General features: G+C 59.9%; 22 protein-coding genes and 1 tRNA gene. 19 read left to right on the forward strand and 4 right to left on the reverse strand.

The features are described 5' to 3' along the window. Positions 1-119: 119 nt before the first annotated feature. The 10 genes from nagZ (at position 120) to CPY51_RS20645 (ending at position 9310) form a co-directional block, all read left to right on the forward strand. Positions 120-1133, forward strand: coding sequence for a beta-N-acetylhexosaminidase (gene nagZ / locus CPY51_RS20600; protein WP_111162109.1), 1014 nt, complete (start codon positions 120-122; stop codon positions 1131-1133). A 31-nt stretch (positions 1134-1164) separates the two neighbouring features. Next, positions 1165-2010: a segregation and condensation protein A gene (locus CPY51_RS20605; protein ID WP_111162110.1), complete on the forward strand. Its 846-nt coding sequence runs from the start codon at positions 1165-1167 to the stop codon at positions 2008-2010. A gap of 63 nt (positions 2011-2073) precedes the next feature. Further along, a complete protein-coding gene (gene scpB, locus CPY51_RS20610; RefSeq protein WP_111162291.1) occupies positions 2074-2730 on the forward strand; it encodes an SMC-Scp complex subunit ScpB in 657 nt (218 codons plus the stop codon). A gap of 223 nt (positions 2731-2953) precedes the next feature. After that, a complete protein-coding gene (locus CPY51_RS20615; protein ID WP_111162111.1) occupies positions 2954-3181 on the forward strand; it encodes a twin-arginine translocase TatA/TatE family subunit in 228 nt (75 codons plus the stop codon). A 52-nt stretch (positions 3182-3233) separates the two neighbouring features. Then, a complete protein-coding gene (tatB, locus tag CPY51_RS20620) occupies positions 3234-3866 on the forward strand; it encodes a Sec-independent protein translocase protein TatB (protein ID WP_111162112.1) in 633 nt (210 codons plus the stop codon). Then, a complete protein-coding gene (gene tatC / locus CPY51_RS20625; protein ID WP_111162113.1) occupies positions 3863-4681 on the forward strand; it encodes a twin-arginine translocase subunit TatC in 819 nt (272 codons plus the stop codon). Before tatB ends, tatC begins: the two co-directional genes overlap by 4 nt. 110 nt (positions 4682-4791) lie before the next feature. Beyond that, a complete protein-coding gene (serS, locus tag CPY51_RS20630) occupies positions 4792-6075 on the forward strand; it encodes a serine--tRNA ligase (RefSeq protein ID WP_111162114.1) in 1284 nt (427 codons plus the stop codon). Between the two features lie 27 nt (positions 6076-6102). After that, entirely contained in the window at positions 6103-6876 is a 774-nt protein-coding gene (surE, locus tag CPY51_RS20635) for a 5'/3'-nucleotidase SurE (protein ID WP_111162115.1), read from the forward strand. Continuing rightward, the gene (locus CPY51_RS20640) at positions 6873-7526 is read left to right on the forward strand and encodes a protein-L-isoaspartate(D-aspartate) O-methyltransferase (protein ID WP_111162116.1); all 654 of its coding nucleotides are present in this window, start codon (positions 6873-6875) and stop codon (positions 7524-7526) included. Before surE ends, CPY51_RS20640 begins: the two co-directional genes overlap by 4 nt. A gap of 170 nt (positions 7527-7696) precedes the next feature. Beyond that, positions 7697-9310 carry a LysM peptidoglycan-binding domain-containing M23 family metallopeptidase gene (locus CPY51_RS20645; RefSeq protein WP_111162117.1) on the forward strand — a complete coding sequence of 538 codons (1614 nt, stop codon included), beginning with the start codon at positions 7697-7699 and terminating at the stop codon, positions 9308-9310. A 76-nt stretch (positions 9311-9386) separates the two neighbouring features. Here CPY51_RS20645 and CPY51_RS20650 read toward each other — a convergent pair whose 3' ends face one another. Beyond that, the gene (locus tag CPY51_RS20650) at positions 9387-10259 is read right to left on the reverse strand and encodes an ATP-binding protein (RefSeq protein ID WP_111162118.1); all 873 of its coding nucleotides are present in this window, start codon (positions 10257-10259) and stop codon (positions 9387-9389) included. Between the two features lie 203 nt (positions 10260-10462). Between CPY51_RS20650 and yajC the strand changes: the two genes are divergently transcribed. From yajC to CPY51_RS20675, 5 genes are all read left to right on the forward strand, one after another. Beyond that, positions 10463-10813, forward strand: coding sequence for a preprotein translocase subunit YajC (gene yajC, locus CPY51_RS20655; protein WP_111162292.1), 351 nt, complete (start codon positions 10463-10465; stop codon positions 10811-10813). 63 nt (positions 10814-10876) lie between these two features. Continuing rightward, positions 10877-13435, forward strand: coding sequence for a protein translocase subunit SecDF (gene secDF, locus CPY51_RS20660; RefSeq protein WP_111162293.1), 2559 nt, complete (start codon positions 10877-10879; stop codon positions 13433-13435). 4 nt (positions 13436-13439) lie between these two features. Next, a complete protein-coding gene (locus CPY51_RS20665; RefSeq protein ID WP_111162119.1) occupies positions 13440-13826 on the forward strand; it encodes an Mth938-like domain-containing protein in 387 nt (128 codons plus the stop codon). Between the two features lie 17 nt (positions 13827-13843). Beyond that, positions 13844-14701, forward strand: a complete 858-nt coding sequence (locus tag CPY51_RS20670) for a phytoene/squalene synthase family protein (protein WP_111162120.1) — start codon at positions 13844-13846, stop codon at positions 14699-14701. Positions 14702-14777: 76 nt separating this feature from the next. Continuing rightward, positions 14778-15239, forward strand: a complete 462-nt coding sequence (locus tag CPY51_RS20675) for a hypothetical protein (protein ID WP_111162121.1) — start codon at positions 14778-14780, stop codon at positions 15237-15239. A 3-nt stretch (positions 15240-15242) separates the two neighbouring features. Here CPY51_RS20675 and trmFO read toward each other — a convergent pair whose 3' ends face one another. The 3 genes from trmFO to CPY51_RS20690 form a co-directional block, all read right to left on the reverse strand. After that, positions 15243-16679 (reverse strand): methylenetetrahydrofolate--tRNA-(uracil(54)-C(5))-methyltransferase (FADH(2)-oxidizing) TrmFO, encoded by a 1437-nt coding sequence (trmFO, locus tag CPY51_RS20680; protein ID WP_111162122.1) that lies wholly within the window; start codon positions 16677-16679, stop codon positions 15243-15245. A 125-nt stretch (positions 16680-16804) separates the two neighbouring features. Next, positions 16805-16948: a DUF1127 domain-containing protein gene (locus CPY51_RS34105; protein WP_111162123.1), complete on the reverse strand. Its 144-nt coding sequence runs from the start codon at positions 16946-16948 to the stop codon at positions 16805-16807. A gap of 314 nt (positions 16949-17262) precedes the next feature. After that, positions 17263-17409 carry a DUF1127 domain-containing protein gene (locus tag CPY51_RS20690; RefSeq protein WP_111162124.1) on the reverse strand — a complete coding sequence of 49 codons (147 nt, stop codon included), beginning with the start codon at positions 17407-17409 and terminating at the stop codon, positions 17263-17265. 830 nt (positions 17410-18239) lie between these two features. Between CPY51_RS20690 and CPY51_RS20695 the strand changes: the two genes are divergently transcribed. From CPY51_RS20695 to tig, 4 genes are all read left to right on the forward strand, one after another. Beyond that, positions 18240-19346 (forward strand): DUF2157 domain-containing protein, encoded by a 1107-nt coding sequence (locus CPY51_RS20695; RefSeq protein WP_111162125.1) that lies wholly within the window; start codon positions 18240-18242, stop codon positions 19344-19346. Then, a complete protein-coding gene (locus CPY51_RS20700) occupies positions 19343-19945 on the forward strand; it encodes a GDYXXLXY domain-containing protein (protein ID WP_111162126.1) in 603 nt (200 codons plus the stop codon). Before CPY51_RS20695 ends, CPY51_RS20700 begins: the two co-directional genes overlap by 4 nt. A 144-nt stretch (positions 19946-20089) precedes the next feature. Continuing rightward, a tRNA-Leu gene (locus tag CPY51_RS20705) sits at positions 20090-20174 on the forward strand. A 186-nt stretch (positions 20175-20360) separates the two neighbouring features. Beyond that, entirely contained in the window at positions 20361-21860 is a 1500-nt protein-coding gene (gene tig, locus CPY51_RS20710; RefSeq protein WP_111162127.1) for a trigger factor, read from the forward strand. The last annotated feature ends 23 nt before the right edge of the window (positions 21861-21883 follow it).

Here is a 21883-nt window from a genome sequence, read left to right on the forward strand (position 1 = left end):
CTGTCCGGCTTTCCGGATGACATCTATCAAAGAGCGGCGGGCAAAAACCCGCCGCTCTTTTTTGTGAATGGGATGTCAGTCTCTCTCGTATTTCGCGACGCGACCTCTATGATTCGACCATGACCGAATCGAAAGCAATGATCCTGGGCTGTAGCGGCCTCACAATCACCCCCGAGGAACGTGCGTTCTATCAGGCTGAGCGCCCCTGGGGTTTCATCCTCTTCGGACGCAACATTTCGGAGCCGGCGCAGATCGCCGATCTCGTCGCTTCCTTGCGTGACAGCGTTGGCCAGGACGTCCCGGTTCTGATCGATCAGGAAGGGGGGAGGGTTCAGCGCATCCGCCCGCCGATCCTCCAGCACTATCCCTCTGGGCAGGCGCTCGGTGATATTTATCGCCGCGATCGGGACGCAGGCCTGCGAGCGGCATGGCTGATGTCTCGGCTGCACGCCTTCGATCTTCTGAAATTCGGCATCAACATCGACTGCCTGCCGGTACTCGACGTTCCCGTCGAAGGTAGCAGCAATGTCATCGGCAACCGCGCCTATGGCGGCGACCCGGTGACGGTGACGGAGATGGGCCGTGCCGCTGCCGAGGGGTTGAAGGCCGGTGGAGTCCTGCCTGTGATGAAGCATATTCCGGGCCACGGCCGCGGTTTTGCCGATTCCCATCATGAGCTGCCCGTCGTCACCGTCTCGCGCGCCGAACTCGAGGAACACGATTTTCCGCCGTTCATCGCACTGAAGGACGAATTGATGGCAATGACCTGTCATGTGGTGTTCTCTGACATCGACCCGAGCAATCCGGCAACGACGTCGAAGAAGGTCATCGATGGTATCATCCGCGGCTTTATCGGCTTCAGAGGCCTGCTGCTCTCCGACGACACGTCGATGAATGCCCTGGCAGGAACTATCGGGGAGAGAGCGGCGAATATTGTTGCAGCCGGTTGCGATATCGTGCTGCATTGCAATGGCGTGATGGACGAGATGCAACAAGTCGTTCGCAACGTGCCGGTTCTGTCTGGACAGGCGCTCGCGCGCGCAAAGGCAGTCGAAGCGGCGTTCGGTCACGATGACGGCGCCGACGAGGCCGCCATTCGCGCGGAATTCGACGCCATGTTCGCGGCCGTTTGAGACCGAGAGTGGAATTCCTGGGGGCTGAGGATTGAATAAAGTCAACGGCACGGAACATGCGATGACGGCGACGGAGCCGATGGACAAGTTGTGGCAGGAGAACGTCTCCGATCGCGGCCTGCATGAGCCTGCGCTCGTCATAGACATTGCCGGCTTTGAAGGTCCGCTCGACCTGCTCCTGCATCTGGCCCGCAATCAAAAGGTCGATCTGTCGCGTATCTCGGTTCTGGCTCTGGCCGAGCAATATCTGATCTTTGTCGAGACCGCACGCCGGGTGCGCATCGAGCTTGCAGCCGATTATCTCGTGATGGCCGCCTGGCTCGCCTTCCTGAAGTCGAAGCTGCTGATCCCGCAGCAGAGCAAGGATGAAGGCCCGAGCGGCGAGGAAATGGCCGAAACGCTCGCCTTCCGCCTGAAGCGGCTTGAAGCCATGCGAGAGGCCGCCAGCCAGTTGACCAGCCGGAACCGCCTCGGCCGCGATGTCTTTGCCCGCGGAGCGCCGGAGCACATTCCAGATCGCAGGGCATCGGCCTATGACGCAAATCTTTACGATCTGCTGAGCGCCTATGCAGGGCTGCGCCAGCGTCAGGCGGTAACGCAGGTGACGATCGAGCGTCGCACTGTCTGGTCGCTCGTCGATGCCCGGACCATCCTGACACGGATGATCGGCGATATCAGCGACTGGACGGCGCTAGAGCATTATCTGCTGCGCTACATGACCAGCCCGAGCGAACGCGTGACGGCGATCGCCAGCGCCTTTGCAGCATCGCTGGAGATGGTTCGCGAGGGCCAGATGGAAATCCGCCAGGACGGCGCGTTTCAGCCGCTCTATGTGCGCCGAGGCCCCAAGCGCGGTTCGCTGCAGGCTGCGGAATAGGAGAGGGCGGTGGCAAGTCCTGATGACGATATCGAGACAGACCTGAATTCCGAGCAGCGCGGCATGCGAACGGCTCTCGAAGCCGAGCGTATTGCCGAGGCCCTAGTTTTCGCCTCGGCTCAACCGGTGTCCGAAGGGTTCATTCGGGATCGGTTGCCTATCGGTTCCGATGTTCGAGCAATCATGCTGCGGCTGAAGGATGACTACGCGATGCGCGGCGTCAATCTCGTCCAGGTCGATGATGCCTGGGCCTTCCGCACTGCCGCGGATCTGTCCTTCGTCATCCGCCGCGATGAAGATGAGGTGAAGAAGCTGTCGCGGGCCGCACTCGAGGTTCTGGCGATCATCGGATATCACCAGCCCGTGACGCGCGCCGAGATAGAGGATATTCGCGGCGTCCAGACATCGAAGGGCACGCTTGATGTGCTGATGGAGGCGGGCTGGGTTCGCTTCCGCGGCCGGCGGCGGACACCCGGCCGCCCGGTGACGCTCGGAACGACCAAGGATTTCCTTGACCATTTCGGGCTGGAGGAACTGCGGGATCTGCCGGGTCTCGAAGAGTTGAAGGGGGCGGGGCTCCTATCTGGCCGTATCCCGGCCAACTTTAATATCCCTTCGCCGCTGATGAGCGACGAATTGACCGAGGACGAAGATCCGATCACGCAACTGGACCTTGAAGAGCTTGGATTGCTGGCTCCCGGCGGCGCCTCGGACGATTAAGCGATTGCACAGGTTTGGGACGAAGCGTCGCGGCCACTTGCAAAGGTCTTGGTTTTGCCATTAGCAGAGAAGATTATCGGGAACGATCTTCCGGTGTCCTGACATGACTGGCTCAAGGCTCGCATCTGATGGTGCGGAAGCATCAAGGGGCAGTTTATTTTGGTGTTTGAAAAACAAAGCCAAACGGCTTACATCGGGAAGATGACAAACAGGGAGTATCGTAATGGGTTCTTTTAGCATGTGGCACTGGCTGATCGTTCTGGCCATCGTGCTGTTGTTGTTCGGTCGCGGAAAGATCCCGGAATTGATGGGCGACGTCGCCAAGGGCATCAAGAACTTCAAGAAGGGCATGACAGACGAGGACGAAGCAGCGCATGAAGCCGCGCGTCCGGATCCGATCCGCCCGGAGATGAGCCGGACCGTTGATCACAAGGCCGACGAAACAAAGTAATCACGTTGGTGCATGACGGCCTGACGCGCCGTGCCTGCCCAGGAGCCTTCGCATGTTCGACATAGGCTGGACCGAACTGCTTGTCATAGCGGTAGTATTGATCGTGGTCGTCGGTCCCAAGGATCTGCCCCCCATGTTGCGGGCATTCGGCAAGATGATGACCCGTTTCCGCAAGGTGGCGGGCGAATTTCGGGCGCAGTTCGACGAGGCCTTGAAGGAGGCCGATCTCGATGATGTCAGGCAGACTATCGCCGACGCACAGAAACTGAACCCAATGCACAGCCTCCGGGAAGCGATGACCCCACTCCGTCAGATGGGCGACGATATCAAGTCGGATCTGCAGCGTTCGACCACGGTGGATCGGCCTCCGGCCGAGACGCCGGCTCTTATGACTTCGGAACCGTCGCTGAGCCTGCCGGAGGCACCGCCCGTCATCGCTCCACCGCCTGTCGTCGTCGCGGAAACGCCGGTGAAGGCAAAGGCGGTACGCAAGCCCCGTCCCAAGCCTGCGGCCATCGTTGATGAGCCGTCAGTGGTAGAGCCTGCCCAGGTCGCGGCGGCTATGGCGGTCGAAAAGCCGAAGCGCGCAGCTGCGCGCAAGCCTGCCGCGCCGGCCGTCATTGCGGAAGTGCCAGTGGCCGCGCCGAAGAAGCGCGCGCCGGCCAAGAAGAAGGACGACGCATGACCAGTGATATCGGCGACAAGCCACAGCCGCTGATCGAGCATCTGATAGAACTTCGCACGCGATTGATCTGGTCGCTTGCCGCGTTCTTCATAGCATTCATCGCCTGTTTCGCCTTTGCCAAGCACCTCTTCAACTATCTCGTCTATCCATATAAATGGGCTGTCATCTGGGCCCATCTCGACGTTGCCAAGTCCCAATTGATCTACACGGCGCCGCAGGAATTTTTCTTCACGCAGGTCAAGGTCGCGATGTTTGGCGCGCTTGTCATCGCTTTCCCGATCATCGCCGCGCAGATATACAAGTTTGTAGCTCCAGGACTTTACAAGAACGAGCGAAACGCCTTCCTGCCGTTCCTGATTGCTTCGCCGATCCTGTTCCTGATGGGGGCGGCGCTGGTCTACTTCTTCTTCTGCCCGATGGTGATGTGGTTCTTCCTGAAAATGCAGCAGTCGCCCGCCGATGGCGAAATCGCGATTTCGCTGATGCCGAAAGTCTCGGAATATCTCAGCCTGATCATGACGCTGGTGTTTTCGTTCGGGTTGGTCTTCCAGCTGCCTGTGATAACAACCCTTCTGGCGCGTGTCGGTCTTCTGACCTCCACCTGGTTGGCGCAGAAGCGAAAGTTCGCGATCGTTCTGGCATTTGTGGTCGCAGCGGTACTGACGCCGCCTGATCCGATGTCCCAGATCGGTCTTGCGCTACCGACGATCCTTCTCTACGAGATTTCCATCTACGCGGCGCGACTCGTGGAACGCCAGCGTAACCGGCAGGCGCTTGAGGAGAGTGGATCTTCGGAGATTACTCCCAGTGAGTAAGCGTAGACACTGAATCCTCGCTTCAGCGACAATTGCCCATCTTATTCTCCGGCTGGAGGCTCGGTCAGGCCCCGGCCGGAGTTGTTTCATGTGAACGACCGGGAACGACGATGCTTGATATCAGATGGATCCGTGAGAATGCCCAGGCTTTGGATGGAGCGCTTGCCAAGCGCGGCGCCGAACCGCAGTCGCAAAGCCTCATAGAGCTGGACGAAAAGCGCCGCTCCGTCGTCCAGGGCATGCAGGAGATGCAGTCCCGCCGAAACGCGGCGTCGAAGGAGATCGGCGCGGCGCTGACGCAGAAGAACGCAGAGCTTGCCGACAAGCTCAAGGCCGAGGTTGCGGAAATCAAGACGTCTCTTCCTGCGGCCGAGGAGGAGGAGCGCGAGCTGACTGCCGCCCTCAACGACGCCCTGTCGCGCATCCCGAACATCCCCCTCGACGACGTGCCGGTCGGCAAGGACGAGCACGATAACGTCGTGACGCGTGTTGTCGGCGAGAAGCCGCGCTGGAACCATGCGGCCAAGGAGCATTTCGAGATCGGCGAAGCGCTCGGCTACATGGACTTCGAGCGCGCCGCAAAGCTTTCCGGATCGCGCTTCACGGTGCTGACAGGCCCGCTTGCCCGCCTAGAACGGGCGCTCGGCCAGTTCATGCTCGATCTGCATACGGGCGAACACGGCTACACCGAAGTAAGCTCGCCGCTGATGGTGCGCGACGAGGCCATGTATGGCACGGGGCAACTGCCTAAATTTGCCGAAGACCTGTTTCGCACCACCGACGGTCGTTGGCTGATCCCGACTGCCGAGGTAACGCTGACCAACCTGGTTTCTGGCGAAATCCTCGAGCAGGAAAAGCTGCCGCTGCGCTTTACGGCGCTGACGCCGTCCTTCCGCTCGGAAGCGGGCTCGGCCGGTCGCGATACGCGCGGCATGCTGCGCCAGCACCAGTTCTGGAAGTGCGAGCTGGTCTCGATCACCGATGCAGAAAGCGCGCTCGACGAGCATGAGCGGATGACGGCCTGCGCCGAGGAAGTGCTGAAGCGCCTCGGGCTTCATTTCCGTACCATGACGCTCTGCACCGGCGATATGGGCTTCAGCTCGCGCAAGACCTACGACATCGAGGTCTGGCTGCCTGGCCAGGATGCCTATCGCGAAATCTCTTCCTGCTCGGTCTGCGGCGATTTCCAGGGCCGGCGCATGAACGCTCGCTATCGCGGCAAGGAAGACAAGGCGACCAGGTTCGTCCACACGCTGAACGGTTCCGGCACCGCCGTCGGCCGCTGCCTCATCGCCGTCCTTGAGAATTATCTCAACGAGGATGGCTCGGTGACTATCCCCGATGTGCTGCTGCCCTATATGGGCGGATTGAAGAAGATCGAACGGGCAGCGTGATCTGCTAAGACAATCGGGGCGGGCGACATGCGAATTCTTCTGACCAATGACGACGGCATTTACGCCGAAGGACTGGCCGCGCTGGAGCGCATCGCCCGCACACTCTCCGACGACGTCTGGATAGTGGCGCCGGAAACGGACCAGAGCGGTCTTGCTCATTCGCTCAGCCTCTCGGAGCCCCTGCGGCTGCGCAAGGTTGCTGACAAGCACTATGCGTTGCGGGGCACGCCGACCGATTGCGTCATCATGGGTATTCGCCAGGTGATGGATATCAAGCCGGACCTCGTTCTGTCAGGCGTCAATTCAGGCTCGAACGTCGCTGACGACGTCACCTATTCCGGTACGATCGCCGGCGCCATAGAAGGCACGCTGCAGGGCGTTCGGTCCTTTGCCCTCAGCCAGGCATATTCGCACGAAGGCGGCGAGCGCATCGTGCCGTGGGACGTCGTAGAAACCCATGCTCCGGCCCTGCTCGGAAAGCTCCTGAACCTCGATCTGCCGATCGGCACCTTCCTCAACCTCAATTTTCCGAACTGTCGACCGGAAGAGGTCGAGGGCACGGAGGTGACGTCACAAGGAAACCTCGCGTTCAATCTTCAGGTGGACGAACGCGCCGACGGTCGCGGCTTTCCGTACTACTGGCTGCGTTTCGGCGAGAGGAGCGGCCATTTTCGCGAGGGCACTGATATTCATGCCCTCAAACAAAAACGTATTTCGGTAACTCCTTTGAAACTCGATCTGACTGATTATTCCGTACAGGACCGCGTAGCGCGGGCGCTTGGGTATGGAGTAGCGGATTGACACCTCGACTGGTCGAGAAGGAAGGCTTTGCGGCGGTCGTGCTGCGGCTCCGCGCCGAAGGCATATCCGACCTTGATCTTCTGACAGCCGTGGAACAGACGCCACGCTCGCTTTTCGTGCCCCCGCAATTTGCCGAGGAAGCCTATTCGAGCCGGACCATCCCGATCGAATGCGGCTCCTTCATGGAAGGCATCGATCTTGTCGTGCGTATCCTCCATCATCTCAAGGTCAAACCCGGCCATCGGGTGCTCGAAATCGGTACAGGCAGCGGTTTCATGGCGGCTGTCATGGGGCGGATGGCCGAGCGCGTCCTGACGATAGACCGCTACAAGACACTTACGACAAACGCGCAACGCCGAATGGATGCCTTGTCGCTTCGCACGGTAATCGTCCGTCACGCCGACGGCAGCAGCGGAATGCAGGGCGAAGGCACCTTCGACCGCATCCTGGTGACGGCGGCATTCAACTCCATGCCGCGCTTTTATGCCGACCAGCTGGTATCCGGCGGTTCGATGATCGCGCCGCTGATGATTTCCGAGGATGTCTGCCGGCTGGTGCGGTTGACCAAGACGGGAAGCCGCTTCGAACGGGAGGAGCTTTTCGAAGTTCCATATCTGCCGGTCGTTCCGCTTCTCGCGTCCTATCTGTAGGCGTCGATTTCGATAGTTTTGATCCGGCTTCCCCGCATCTCAGGGGTTTTTGCGTCTATGGTTAGCAATTCCTCAAAAAAACACTCATGAGACCAGTGCTTTAACGGCATGGTAAGATTAACGCGCTTTAATCTCACTCACAAACGGTTGCGTCTAATGTGGGTCGAGTCATGCGTTTCAATCTATCGTCAAACATCGGAAAAATGCTCACGGCGGCCCTTCTGGCGAGCGCCGTGACGGGTTGCAGCTCTGACGCCACGCGCTTCGGAGGGTTGTTTGCAAGCTCTGATCAGATGACTACGAGCTCGATCCCACGCCGGAGTGTGGGCGGGCTAGATGGCGATCCAGTGCCACGCGAGAATGTTGCGTCTGGCGGCCAGTACCAACAGGACAACGGCAACCGGAATGCTGCTTTGAACCAGCAGTATCCGAGCGCTCCGGCTCGCTACAATCCATCCTATTCCAGCGCCCGGGTCGCATCTGCACCCATCGCCGTCCAGCGCTCGGAACTCGCAGCTCCGACGACATCCTCGTCGCCTGCGCCGGTCGCTCGCAGCGCCGAACGGCAGGCTGCCATGGCTCAGCCGTTCCCGTCGACCCATCAGGCTCCGACCCGTGAAGCAGCGCCGAGACTGGCGCCGGATCCGATGTCGACCGGAACGACCCCAGAGAAAGCCTCCGGCTGGTCCGCGATGAACGCGCCGAGCGTGACGCTTCGCCCTGGCGAGACAACCGATACCCTGTCGCGCCGCTTCGGTGTGCCGGAAAAGGAAATTCTGAAGGCAAACGGCCTGAAGTCGTCCGCCTCTGCTGCACCCGGCCAAACCATCATCATCCCGACCTACAACGGCGGCAGCTCTTCCGCCAAGGCGGCTTCGGAATCGGCTGACCTGTCCAAGGGCGGCAAGGTGCCGACGCCAATGAAGGAGCCGACACAGAACGCTGCGGTCCTGCCGGCGAATGGTTCAGCGCGCGACAAATGGCAGGTGGGCGCCGAAGGTGCCAATGGCAAGGTCGCGGCCGGTGCCGGCAAGGGTCCGGTCCCGACAGGTGGCACCTATGTCGTCAAGTCGGGCGACTCGCTTGCCAAGATTGCCAAGGCCACCGGCGCGCAGATCGCGGATCTCAAGGAAGTAAACGACATCGGCAAGGGCGGCATCCACATCGGCCAGACGCTGAAGTTGCCCCACGGAGCCACGGCGCCGGTGGATCAGCTCAAGACGGCCTCGATTGCCCCAGAGAAGGTTGCCGCACCGAGCCCCAAGGCACCTGCCGCAGCACCTGCGCCGAAGGTCCAGACCGCTTCCATCGCGCCGGTCAAGGCACAGGCCGCAGCTGCACCAACCCAGTCGGTCGACGATGCCGAGCAGAAGTCCGACGTGGCGTCCGTAGCTCCGGAATCAACCGGCATCGGCAAGTATCGCTGGCCGGTTAGAGGCGCCGTCATCGCCGCTTACGGTGCGAATGTCGAAGGCAGCCGCAACGACGGCATCGACATCTCGGTACCGCAGGGCACGCCCATCAAGGCCGCCGAGAACGGCGTCGTCATCTATGCCGGCAACGGCCTGAAGGAACTCGGCAACACGGTGTTGCTGCGCCACGACGACGGTACTGTCACCGTCTATGGCCATGCCGATGCCCTGAGCGTCGCCCGCGGGCAGAAGGTCCAGCGCGGCCAGACGCTGGCAACCTCAGGCATGAGCGGCAACGCCAAGCAGCCGCAGCTTCACTTTGAAGTCCGTAAGAATGCCTCGCCGGTCAACCCAATGACATTTCTTGAATAGGTAGTGCGTCTCAAGAAGTCTGCAAAAAGCCCGGTCAAAGCCGGGTTTTTTGTCTTTTTGGATCTTTGTCGAAGCATCAGTCCTGATCGAGCGCGATGCGTTGGCGACCGGCGAGATCCTGGATGTATTGCCAGGCGACGCGGCCGGAGCGTGCTCCTCGGGTGGTGGCCCATTCGAGCGCCTCGTGGTGCATCTGGCTGCGATCCAGCGCGAGCTTGAAATGGTCGGCATATCCGTCGATCATCTGCAGGTAGTCGTCCTGACTGCACTTGTGGAAGCCCAGCCATAGACCGAAGCGATCCGACAGCGACACCTTCTCCTCGACCGCTTCCGAGGGATTGATTGCGGTCGATTGCTCGTTCTCCATCATGTTGCGCGGCAGGAGATGGCGGCGGTTCGACGTGGCGTAAAATAGCACGTTATCCGGCCGGCCTTCGACGCCACCGTCGAGCGCTGCCTTCAGCGATTTATAGGCGGTATCATCATGGTCGAAAGAGAGGTCGTCGCAGAAGATGATGACCCGATGTGGCGCAGCTTTTACGAGATCGAGCAGCACCGGCAGCGTCGAGATATCCTCGCGATGCACCTCGACCAGCTTGAGCGAGACGCCCGTCGTGCGACGGACATCTTCATGAACGGCCTTGACGAGCGATGATTTGCCCATGCCCCGCGCGCCCCAGAGCAGCACGTTGTTGGCGGCAAACCCTTCGGTGAAGCGCAGGGTATTTTCATGGAGGATGTCCCGAACGTGATCGACGCCGCGAATGAGCGTCAGCGCGACGCGGTTCGGTCTCGGCACGGGCTGCAGATGCATGCGCGCCGGCGCCCAGACAAAGCAATCCGCCGCCGTCCAGTCGTTGGCGACAGGGGGTGGACCCGCCAGCCGTTCGACCGCGGCCGTCAAGCGACGGATTTCGGTCAGGATCAGGGAATTTTTGTCTTCGCTCATCTGCTTTCCTCCAACAATGTGACGCCAGCGATGGTCAGATATCCTATTGTCTGCCGGGTAACATGGCGTTTCCGCAGCCGAAAGGCTAACAGCCCGGGAAAACGGTACGGTTCGTGGCTCTTTCTGTTGCATTCGCCATGCTCGCAATGATATTCCGGCGATCTGAAACGGGGCATTCCCGCTGGAAGTTTGAGGAGTTCTCGATGTTTATCACCAATGCGTACGCACAGAGCGCGACAGATTCAGCCATGGGGGCTTTTGGCGGCTCCGGCATGGAGATGCTTTTCCTCTTCGTGCCCCTGATGGTTGTCTGGTATTTCCTCCTTATCCGGCCGCAGCGCGCCCAGGCGAAGAAGCGTGACGACGTTCTGAAGAACATTCGTCGTGGGGACCAGATCGTCACCGGCGGCGGTATCGTCGGCAAGGTGACCAAGGTCGTCGACGAGAAGGAAGTCGAAGTGGAAATTGCCGAAGGCGTCAAGGTTCGTGTCGTTCGCAGCGCAATCTCCGAAGTCCGGGTTAAGGGCGAACCGGTCAAGGCAGACGCTGCGTAGCATCTTGAAATAACGACGGGCCGGGGTGGTGCGTCGCGACGATTGTTCAAGGTCGAGGACGCAATGCTGCACTTTTCACGGTGGAAGACTATCCTGATCTGGTGCGCCGTCGCGTTAGGCATGCTGGTTGCATTACCCAACCTGTTCAGCAGCGCGCAACTAGCCGCGCTGCCGAGCTGGGTTGCGCATAGCAAGGTGAAGCTCGGCCTCGACCTTCAGGGTGGGTCGGCCCTGACGCTGAAAGTCGAACGCGACGACATTGTCGCGACGCGTCTCGAAGACACGGTCAGCGATATTCGAACCCGCCTGCGCACCGTCAATGTCGGATATAGCGGCTTGACCGGCACCGGGCAGACGATTGCGGTTCGCATTACGTCTCCAAATCAGGTTCAGGCAGCAATGGCGGCGTTGGCGCCTCTTGCCGCAGCTGTAACCAGCGATACGTCAAACGGCTCCTTCCAGGAGGCGACGCTGGCTGCCGGAACCGACGGCCTGATCACCGTCAATCTCACCGATCGCGGCATCGATCGTCGTGTGTCGCTGGCCGCCAAACGCTCCCTCGAGATCATACGCCGCCGGGTCGTTCAGATCGCGAGCGAGACGCCGTCGGTCAGACGGCAGGGTTCCGATCGCATTGTCGTCCAGGAGCCGGGCCTTGCGGATCCGCAGCTGCTGAAATCGCTCCTGAACCAGAAGGCGAGCCTTAGTTTTCGCCTGATCGACCAAAGCGTTCCGGTGCAGCAAGCGATCGATGGCCAGTTGCCGGCGACGTCGAAGATACTCTATTCCGAGGACGACCCGCCGGCTGCCTATCTGGTGCAGAGACAGCCCATGCTGTCGAATATTGATATCGCCGATGCTGAAGCGCGTGTTGATCCGGAAAACAACAACGGCACCGTCACGATAAGGCTGAATACGGAAGCGACGGGCCGTTTCGGCCAATCCACCCAAAGCAACATAGGTAAGCCCGTTGCGATCGTTCTCGACGATCAGGTGATTGCAACGGTTGTGCTCGCGACGGCCATTCCCAACGGCAGCGTTGACATCGCAGGGGTCCTGTCCGCCAAGGGTGCGCAGGATCTTGCGGTCATGCTGCGATCCGGCCCCTTGCCTGCAACGCTCACCGCCGTAGAGGAGCGGACGATCCGTCCCGGCTTCGGCAGCGAAACGATGCATTCGGGCGTCGTCGCCTGCATTGCCGCGGGGATTTTCGTAACAGTGCTGATGCTGGTTTTCTATGGGTTGCTGGGCGTGGCCGCGACGCTCGCACTTGTGATCAACGTCGTCATGGTTCTGGCCATCATGGGGATCTTCGGCATGGTGCTCACCTTGCCCGGCATCGCCGCAATCGTACTGATCATCGGTATCGCGCTCGACGCCAACGTGTTGATCTACGAGCGCGTCAGGGAAGAGGAGAAGAAGACCCATCTACTCGTCGATGCCTTGAGGCATGGGTTTGCAAGAGCGGTGAGGACCGTCATCGATGCCAATCTCACTGTGCTTATCGTCGCGATCATTCTATTTTACGTCAGCAACGGCTCGGTGCGCGGCTTCGCCGCGACGCTGATTATCGGCGTCTTCACCACATTCTTCACCGCCTGCCTCGTCACTCGTTCGATCGTCGATCTCTGGATTTCACGCCGCAAGCCCAGAACGTTGCTGGTCGGCCTCAGAAGCGGCATTTTCGATGGCTCGCGCATCCGCTTCATGGGAATCCGCCGCTATACGTTCACCGCATCTGCAATCCTCTCCTTGACGACGCTTCTGGCAATAGCGACGGTCGGCATGCATCTCGGCATCGATTTCACTGGCGGCTCCATTATAGAGGTTCAGGCAAAGCAGGGTCTCGCGGATGCGGCCGACATTCAATCGCGCCTGGAACAGTTGAATTTGGGCGGCGTGCAGGTCGATCGGACCAGAAATCGTGCTAGTGCGCTCATTCGCGTCCACGCGCAGAACGGTGGGGAAAACGCCGAGCAATCCGCAGTGACCCTCGTGCGCGACGAACTGTCAGCGGACTATGACTTTTCGCGTGTCGAAGTCGTCGGTCCTGCTGTTTCGGGTGAGATAGGCAAGACAGCGACGTATGGGATATTGGCGGCGCTGATTGCGGTGCTTCTCTACATCTGGCTCCGTTTCGAATGGCAGTTTGCCGTCGGCGCGATCGTCGCCATCCTCCACGACATCATTCTGACGCTTGGCCTGTTCGTGGTGACCGGAATGGAGTTCAATCTCACAAGCGTTGCGGCGCTTCTGACGATCGTCGGCTATTCGTTGAACGACACCATTGTGGTCTATGACCGCATGCGCGAGAACCTCAAGCTCTATCCACAAATGCCGTTACCGATCCTGATCGATGCCTCGATCAACCAGACGCTGTCGCGCACGATCCTGACCTCGGCGACCACATTGCTGGCGCTTCTGGCGCTCTTCATTTTCGGTGGCGAGGTCATTCGCTCGTTTACATCAGCCATGCTTTTTGGCGTGGCCGTTGGCACATTCTCGTCGATCTATATCGCGGCCCCCGTCCTTATCGTCTTCAAGCTCCGACCGGACGGCTCGAAGACCGGCGGGGAACGGAAGATCGATACAGACGTTCAATCCAGCAAACCGGCGGTATGAGATAGTGGCAAAGGGAATAGAAATCCGGAAGGCGCATTTTCCAGGTCGCGCACCGATCGATGCGTACGGCAACGGCGGTTTCCGCTTTGCCGACATGTCGCATCGAGGCTCGCTGCTTTGCCTCCCGTCCGGCATTTACGGTTGGGACATGGCGCTCGGCGATCCCTTGACCACGGCCCAGTTCCAAAGGGTCCTGGACGAAGCCGCCGATATCGAGGTTTTGCTGGTTGGTACAGGTTTGGAGTTGCGTCCAATTCCAGCGGAACTGAAGGCTGCGCTGCGCGCCAAGAAAATCTCATCCGATCCGATGAGTACGGGTGCTGCGGTGCGCACCTTCAATATCATGCTGGCCGAATCGCGCGCTGTCGCCGCTGCTTTGATCGCCGTGTGACAGGGAACCGGCAGGGCATGACACCAGGCGCCGTAAGCAGCAACCAGGAAATCTGCCTGGCAACGCTCCGAGAAACCGATCGCGACCGCTATCTCGCCTGCCTGCTTTCGCCGCAGGACAAGCGCCGATCGCTGGCCGCACTATATGCCTTCAACGCCGAGTTGGCCCGCATCCGCGATCTCGTCCACGAGCCGCTGCCGGGCGAGGTCCGCATGCAATATTGGCGCGACCTCCTGGAGGGAAACGCCCACGGATCCAGCGAGGCAAATCCTATCGCAGCTGAGTTGCTGACCGCTATCGAAGCGGAGCGTCTGCCGCGCGCGACGCTCATCGACATGATCGACGCCCGCATCTTCGACCTATACGACGATCCGATGGAGACGCGAAGCGCGCTGGAAGGCTATGCGGGCGAGACCGCGTCGGCGCTGATCCAGCTTGCGAGCCTGATCCTCTCGCCCGAGGATGCGCCTCGCTCGGCCAATGCAGCGGGTCATGCCGGCGTAGCGCAAGCAATTTCGGGAATGCTGATGCTGATGCCGTTGCACCGCAGCCGCGGTCAGCTTTATCTGCCGCTGGATATCCTGTCCGCAACCGGTCTCGATCGCGACGGTTTTCTTGCCGGTAAGGATACGGCGCGGATTACTGCGGCAATCGATGCTTTTGCCGGGTTGGGGCGAGAGCATCTGGCGAAGGCGAGGGCCGCGGGAGCCATCTCGGCGAAGGTTATCCCGGCGTTCCTGCCGGTTGCGTTGGCAGAACCGGTGCTGAAACAGGCGCAGACCTTGGGGAGAGGGCTGCTCGATAAGCCTATACAGCCGCCGCAATGGCAGCGGCAGATCAGAATGGCCCTGGCGTCGACGCGCCGGAGGATCTGAGATTGGTCAAATTCGCACAAGGCTCGTAAGCTACAGCAGCCCTTGAGCTCATTCTTGTCCCGAAGGGAGAATCGCCATGGCAATATTCATCTGGTCGGCGATCTTCGCGATCGTCATCTGCTTTGCTTTCGTTGCCACGCGGATTGCATCGCAAAGCAAGGACGAGGGCCTTCAGGATACAGGCCTCGCCATCCTCGAATTCGGCCGCGCTTTCCCGACCGAGGCAATCCGGCAGCTGCAGAGAACGGAAAACGGACAGGCAATGTTCGTACGCCTGCACGACAACAAGGCAGGCTTCATGAAGAACCTGCGCAATCATTTTGCCTGTCACCTGATCCAGCCGGGCAGGGTACGGGTGCGCGATGCGGTCAATCCCAAGGCAATCACCATCGATTTCCTCGACGCGCCGCATCACAACGGCACCTTTGAGTTCTCGACGCCGATGGATGCAGCGGAAGTATCGCTCTGGCTGCTCGGCAACTATGTCGCGACCCACGACCTCGAGCCGCCGGCCATCACCGCCGCCAATAAGGCCTGATCGCTAGGCGCTGATTGCCTCGCCGCTTCCTGCAAGCCCAAGCCACTCGGCGCAATCGGCCAGCGCGCGCTTCGCCACCAGTTGACGCTTCATGATTGTCTTGTCCTTGCCGCGGAAGCGCTTGACGCCTTCCGGCTTGACGATCGATCCCGGTTCCAGCTCCGGAAACAATCCGAAATTGATGTTCATCGGCTGGAACGAACGCTTGCCCGGCTCCTCGTCCGAGACGATATGACCACCGGTGATGTGGTTCAACAATGCACCGAGCGCGGAAGTTGGGGGCGGCAGCGACACCGCTTCACCTTTGCGCTCTGCGCTGGCGAAGCGTCCGGCCAGCAGGCCGATGCTGGCGCTCTCGACATAGCCTTCGCAGCCGGTGATCTGTCCCGCAAACCTGAGACCCGGGCGAGATTTCAGCACGAGCGAGCGGTCAAGCAGGGTCGGCGAGTTGATGTAGGTATTGCGATGCAGTCCGCCGAGCCTCGCGAACTCCGCATTCTGCAAGCCCGGAATGAGCCGGAATATCTCGGCCTGTGCGCCGTACTTCAATTTCGTCTGGAAGCCGACCATGTTGTAGAGCGAGCCGAGCGCATTGTCCTGCCGGAGCTGCACGACGGCATAAGCCTTGATAGTGGGGTTATGCTCGTTCGTCAGCCCCATCGGCTTCATCGGTCCGTGTCGCAGCGTCTCGCGCCCGCGTTCCGCCATGACCTCGATCGGCAGACAGCCGTCGAAATAGGGCGTCCCCTCCCATTCCTTGAAGCCGACCGCGTCGCCGGCGACAAGCGCGTCAATGAAGGCATTGTACTGGGCCTCGTCCATCGGGCAATTGATATAGTCCTTGCCGGTGCCGCCCGGCCCGACCTTGTCGTAGCGGGACTGATACCAGCAGATGTCCATGTCTATGCTGTCACGATAGACGATCGGGGCGATGGCGTCGAAGAAGGCAAGCGCGTCGGCGCCGGTCTCCGCCTGGATGGCGCTGGCGAGATCGGGCGCGGTCAACGGGCCGGTGGCGATGATCGCCTGGTCCCAATCCTTTGGCGGCAGGCCGGCAATTTCCTCGCGAACGACCGTGATCAGTGGATTGCCAGCGATCTCTCGTGTGACGGCGGCGGAAAAGCCATCTCGATCGACGGCAAGTGCGCCGCCCGCCGGCACCTGATGCCTGTCGGCGCAGGCCATGATCAGCGAACCGGCCAGCCGCATCTCGGCATGAATGACGCCGACTGCGTTGCTCGTGGCGTCGTCCGAGCGAAATGAGTTGGAGCAGACGAGCTCTGCCAGATCGTCTGTCTTGTGCGCGTCCGTGCCACGTACGCCGCGCATTTCGTGCAGGATAACGGGAACGCCCGCAGATGCGATCTGCCAGGCGGCTTCGGAGCCGGCGAGGCCGCCGCCGATGACATGGATGGGAGAATAGGAAGATGCTGTTTTCATGCGCGGGTGATTATCACGGGGACGCGCAGGTTCCAATCACCCCGAATCAAAAACGGCACCGCAGGGGTGCCGTTTTGAAGGTCGAAGCTTGGTCCGGAACGACCGGCCCATGCTTGGGCCAGTACTTAACGGAACGAACGGTTAGCGATCGTACGGATTTCGTAACGGCTGATGCCGATATCGGAAAGCGTCTGGTTCGAAAGGCTGCCGAGTTCGTTCAGCGTACGGCGATAGCTAATCCAGCTCTTTGCAATGCGAAGCGGGTTCATGGTCTTATCCTCAGTCATCAAGTTGGCGAGCGGCGTTATTGCCGCATCAGCGCTTGACACTCATATAGGAGAGAACTCGGAGATTTTGCAGTGCAAATAAAAGGCTCCTGCTATGCGTTTGTGCAGTGTGACGCTCAAAAAATACGCAACATTTAAATTTTAGGCGGTATGCGCTGAGTGGGCAGCTAAAAAGCTGAATATTTGTGCTGCACTAGCGAGCTGAGCTTGGACCAAAAAAGAGAACGCCCGCTGCGGTGGTCCGCAACGGGCGTTGATAGGCTATCGCTGATATCAGACGATGCCAGGGCTGTCGATTAACGGCCGGTGGCTTCGCGAGCAACGCGATGGATGTCGGAGCGGTCGATACCGAGGTCGTGCAGTTCGCGGCTGCTCATGCGGCCGAGTTCGGTAACGGTCTGACGATATTTGCGCCAGTTGTTGAAAGAGCGGGTAATGTTCATTTTAAAGCCCCTTTCCTAGGGTTTCGCGGATGGGCCAGCAACCTTGCGTGCCGGCCTCTATCTGATGACGCTCAATATATGCTGCGCCGCGAAAACTAAAAGCGCCAATCCATCATGTCACCTATGCGCTTTACGCATCTCTCGGCGGCTGGATGGCTAATTGGTGGTCACTTCTTGGCAATACGTCGCGAGGTGTGAAGCAACCTATCCCGTTATCGGCTGACCGCTGCTGGACCGCACGCGAACATTCGATCTGGCGCCGCCAGCCAACGGAAATTAGCCTGCGGAACAGCGCTGCGGCTTTAATTCAATGCGGGGTCGGCAGGAGCCGCGGCAGATTTGGAAGGTCGCCTATCTCCCTAAAAAATAACGCTCACCGCGGGAGGAGTGCGGTGAGCGTCATTTGAGATGATCGACAACGGGGAGGAGGAACGCTGTCAATCCATCGGAGAGCACTGGGAGGAGGAGCGTGCGTCTCCGAATGTCGTACAGGGATATCATTTCCCAGGGCACTTTCCGGCGATAGGCCGGGGCCGCGCGCCACCGAGGCTCATTGTTGACGTCTAGATAGGCGACATCTGAAAATTGTGCAGTGCAATAATTTCATGAAAGATATGCTGCTCGTGCATGTCTGCGGATTATCCAGTATCCGCGACCCATTCATACTCCGTAAACCGTTAATTGCTGGTTAAGGTTTGTCTCAGGATGTTGCACGGCGCCAAATTTAGCGTGTTCCTCGAGGCGGATTTGCCTCTCCTTTGTTATTAGCGAATATATAGCAATCGAAGGTGGGCCTTTTCGTTAGGTCGGCCGCTGCTCAAGAGGTGACGATGTATCGAGGACGGCTGCAAAGAGATCTTTCGCTGTGGGTAGATAAGGGACTGATCCAGTCGCCGCAGGCGAAGGCCATCATGGCGGATTACGACAGCCGGCCGGCAAGCTTCAGTTTGGGGCGGGTTCTGTCGGTGCTGGCGGCGCTGCTTGTCGCGGCAGCGATCCTTTTGCTCGTTGCCTCCAATTGGGAACTCATACCGCGCGCAGTGCGCGTCTCGTTCATCGTTGCGCTGATATGGGCGTTCTACCTCGCCGGCGCTGCGTTTACGGCACGCGGGCAGACCTCGGTCGCTGCGGCGATGCTGCTGCTCGGAACGCTGAGTTTCGGCGGAGGGATGTCGCTGGTCGCGCAGATGTATCACATATCGGGCGACGAACTCACCCTGATGGCCGTCTGGTTCGGAATTGCGTGCATTGCCGCGGCTCTCTTCCACTCCGGCAGCCAGGTGGTCGTCGCCGGCTTTCTTGCCTGGGCCTATTTCTGCGTTTTTCTCGAGGAGAACGATTTGAAATGGACGGGTTGGTCGCCCTGGGCGCCGCCGGTCATGGCGGCGATCGTGCTGGCGCTGATCTATTATACCGGCGCGGGCCGGGCGCGACATCTGGTCTACCTGCTGCTGATCGGCTGGCTGACCTGGATCTACTCGCTGCACCAGGACCTGACGACTGCCGTTCTGTTCGCCGCCGGCGGTCTGGTCGCGTTCATGGCCGTCAGCCTGCCGATGTCGCCGCTTACCCGGATGATCCGCAATGCGGGAGCGGCGCCGGCCTTTTATACGTTCCTCTTCACAAGCATCGGCCTTTTCCTCATCCACTTCGAGGTATTGAGCGAGCAGCGGCTGACGGTGCTTGGCATCGCGACGCTGGCCATAGCGGTAGCCGCAATCACCCTTTGCGGTCGGGACAATGGCGCGGTGCGCTATTCGGCCTATCTCGTCTTTGCCGCCGAGATGCTCTATCTCGCCTCGGAAACAATCGGCTCGATCATCGGTACATCAGGCTTCTTCCTGATCTCCGGGCTGCTGGTCGCCGTCGTCGCCTGGATCGTCATCCGCCTCGAGCGTCGGTTTTCCCACAATGAGAAGCAGGAGACACGGCCATGAGCTCCATCTTTGACGCGGGCGCAGCCGCCCACCCTTACGTCAGACGCGCATGGATCGCCGCAATCATCGTCGCCTTGCTGCAGACCGTGATTATCGGATACACGATTGCAAGCCATGCCTCCATCCTTCGCAGCGGCACCGAGGTACTGCTGAAAACGGCACCAATCGACCCGCGGGATTTGCTGCGCGGCGATTACGTCGTGCTGAATTACGAGATTTCAAGCGTGCCGGCATCGACGATCGTCGGAGGCCCGCCGAAGGAAGCCGGGGAGAGGGTGCTTTCGGTCCGTCTCCAAAAACAGCCCGACGGTTTCTGGGGCATAGCCGAATCATCCTTCGGCGCGCTGGAGGCCAAACCCGACACGGTCGTCCTCAAGAGCCAGCCGTTCCAGTATTATCCCGTTGACCCCGAACAGACGATAAGGGTCGACTATGGGATCGAACGCTATTACATCCCGGAAGGCGAGGGCAGCAATCTCGACACGGCGCGGTCGGAGGGCCAACTTTCCATAGCTGCGCGGGTGTCTGCGGGTGGGCAAGCGCAAATCCGCAGCCTGCTTGTGGACGGGAAGGCAGTCTACGAGGAGCCGCTCTATTGAGGCACCCAAGCGCAATCGCAAGGCATCTTGCCATCGCAGTCGTCGATCCGTCATTTTTCCTTTGCGTGGTTTGAAACGGGTGATATAGAGACGCCGCGCTCCGGAAGGCCTCATGCGTAGGCATTGCTATGCGGTTTTGCGAACGCGGGTATGGTGAAATTGGTAGACACGCCAGATTTAGGTTCTGGTGCCGTAAGGCGTGGGAGTTCAAGTCTCTCTACCCGCACCAAGGCTGCTTTGCTGCCGGGGGAGACTGAGAACCAGTCTGCCTCGAAGGCTTGCGATAAGACGCGCCATTTTGCCTTGCAAAATGCTAGGAATTGCATGAAAGCCACGCCCGGTCGTCGGTCCGGCGTCGTGCTCATCGAAACGAACGGCTGGCTGGGCACGGCCGCCACGAAATGAAGGTAAGAAGATGCAGGTTATCGAAACGCTCGCTGAAGGGCTGAAGCGCGAAATCAAGGTAGTGTTTCCCGCCAAGGATATGGAAGGCCGCATGAACGAGCGCCTTGCCGAGATGAAGGACAAGGTCCGCATCAACGGCTTCCGTCCGGGCAAGGTACCGGTCGCGCACCTGAAGAAGGTCTACGGCAAGTCGATCATGGCTGATCTCGTCAACGAGATCGTCCGCGACCAGCCGCCGGCAATCTTGACCGGCCGTGGCGAAAAGTCGGCTACCCAGCCTGAAATCGCCATGACCGAAGACAAGGACGAGGCTGACAAGATCCTGGCAGCCGAAGCCGATTTCGAATTCACGCTTTCCTACGAAGTCATCCCGGCAATCGAACTGAAGCCTGTCAACGGCATCAAGGTCAGCCGCGAAGTCGTCGAAATCGGCGAAGACGAGGTCACCGAACAGATTTTGAAGATCGCTGAAAGCGCCCGCAGCTATGAGCCAAAGAAGGGCAAGGCTGCCGACGGCGACCGCGTCAAGATGGCTTACCTCGGCAAGGTCGACGGCGAAGCCTTCGAAGGCGGCAAGGATGATGACGCAGAGCTGGTCATCGGTTCCAACCGCTTCATCCCAGGCTTCGAAGCCCAGCTCGTTGGCGTCAAGGCCGGCGACGAGAAGGTCATCAACGTGACGTTCCCGGCCGACTATCCGGCCAAGAACCTTGCCGGCAAGGAAGCGACCTTCGACATCACCGTCAAGGAAGTTGCCTCGGCTGCAGACATCGAGATCAACGACGAACTCGCTACCAAGCTCGGCCTCGAATCTGCCGATCGCCTGAAGGAGATCGTTCGCGGCCAGATCGAGAGCCAGTACGGCTCGGTCACTCGCCAGAAGGTCAAGCGTCAGATCCTTGACCAGCTTGACGAGATGTACCAGTTCGACACGCCGCAGAAGCTGGTCGATGCCGAATTCGACAGCATCTGGCGCCAGATCCAGACCGATCTCGGCGAATCCGGCAAGAGCTTCGAAGATGAAGACACGACGGAAGAAAAGGCTCGCGAAGACTACCGCAAGCTTGCTGAGCGTCGCGTTCGCCTCGGCCTCGTCCTCTCCGAAATCGGTGAAAAGGCCGGTGTCGAAGTGAGCGAAGACGAACTGCAGCGTGCGCTGTACGACCAGCTCCGCCAGTTCCCGGGCCAGGAAAAGGAAATCCTCGAATTCTTCCGCAACACGCCGGGCGCATCTGCGAACCTGCGCGCGCCGATCTTCGAAGAAAAGGTCATCGACCACCTGCTGTCTGAAGTCGATGTCACCGACAAGACCGTCAGCAAGGAAGAGCTGATGGCCGAAGACGAAGCCGAAGGCGCTGAGAAGTCCGAGACCAAGAAGGCCGCTCCGAAGAAGAAGGCTGCTGCCAAGACCGAAGCGAAGGCTGATGCTGCCGCCGAAGGCGAGGAAGCTCCGGCTCCGAAGAAGAAGGCCGCTCCGAAGAAGAAGGCTGCCGAGGACGCTGCCGAGTAATTCGGAACTCTATTGGATTTTTA

The organism is Arminella tubonensis (assembly GCF_003240585.1).
GTDB lineage: Bacteria > Pseudomonadota > Alphaproteobacteria > Rhizobiales > Rhizobiaceae > Rhizobium > Rhizobium tubonense.